The 1,493-nt window shown below is 66.7% G+C and carries 1 pseudogene; it reads right to left on the minus strand.

Going from position 1 to position 1,493, the window contains the following annotated elements:
• Positions 1-1,493: pseudogene (locus ACWEH3_RS36045) on the minus strand (DNA-directed RNA polymerase subunit beta); the annotation flags it as partial.

Consider the following 1,493-nt stretch of genomic DNA (forward strand, 5'->3'; position numbering starts at 1 on the left):
CCATCGGCCAGAACCTGACCGCGCTCCACCCGCTGGCCCTCGTCCACGATCGGACGCTGGTTGGAGCAGGTGCCCTGGTTCGACCGGTTGAACTTGCGCATCCGGTAGCTCTTGCGGGTGCCGTCGTCGGCCATCACGGTAACGTAATCGGCGGACACCTCCTCGACCACACCGGCCTTCTCGTTCACCACCACGTCACCGGCGTCGACCGCGGCACGCAACTCCATACCGGTACCGACGATCGGCGCCTCGGAACGGATCAGCGGAACCGCCTGACGCTGCATGTTCGCACCCATCAGGGCGCGGTTGGCGTCGTCGTGCTCGAGGAACGGGATCATCGCCGTCGCCACCGACACCATCTGGCGCGGCGAGACGTCCATGAAGTCGACCTCGCTGGCGGCGACGAGCTCGTTCTCCTCGTTGCCGCGGCGGCACAGGACCCGATCCTCGAGGAAGCGGCCGTCCGCGCCCACCGGCGAGTTCGCCTGGGCGCGCACGTGGCGGTCCTCTTCGTCGGCGGTCAGGTAGACCACCTCGTCGGTGACCCGGCCGTCGACGACCCTGCGGTACGGGGTCTCGATGAAGCCGAACGGGTTGACCCGCGCGTACACAGACAGCGAGCCGATCAGGCCGATGTTCGGGCCTTCCGGGGTCTCGATCGGGCACATGCGGCCGTAGTGCGACGGGTGGACGTCACGGACTTCCAGACCGGCGCGCTCACGGGACAGACCACCCGGGCCCAGCGCCGAGAGACGACGCTTGTGGGTCAGGCCCGACAGCGGGTTGTTCTGGTCCATGAACTGCGACAGCTGGGACGTTCCGAAGAACTCCTTGATCGCGGCGACGACCGGACGGATGTTGATCAGGGTCTGCGGCGTGATCGCCTCGACGTCCTGGGTGGTCATCCGCTCGCGGACCACGCGCTCCATACGGGAGAGGCCGACCCGGATCTGGTTCTGGATCAGCTCGCCGACGGTGCGCAGGCGGCGGTTGCCGAAGTGGTCGATGTCGTCCACTTCCACCGGGACCTCGACGCCACCGGGGGCGGTCATGGTCTTGTCACCCGCGTGCAGGCGCACGAGGTACTCGATGGTGTTGACGATGTCTTCCTTCGTCAAGACCGAACCGACGACCTGCTCGCCCAGGTGGATGCCGAGCTTCTTGTTGATCTTGTACCGGCCCACGCGCGCCAAGTCGTAGCGCTTCTCCTTGAAGAACAAGTTCTCCAACAGGGTCTGCGCGGACTCCTTCGTCGGCGGCTCGCCCGGACGCAGCTTGCGGTAGATGTCCAGCAGCGCCTCGTCCTGACCGGCGGTGTTGTCCTTCTCCAGGGTCGACATCATGATCTCGGAGAAGCCGAAGCGCTCGACGATCTCCTCGGTGGTCCACCCGAGCGCCTTGAGCAGCACGGTGACCGGCTGGCGGCGCTTGCGGTCGATGCGCACACCCACGGTGTCGCGCTTGTCCACGTCGAACTCCAGCCACGCGCCACG

The sequence above is a fragment of the Nocardia sp. NPDC004718 genome, assembly GCF_053601535.1.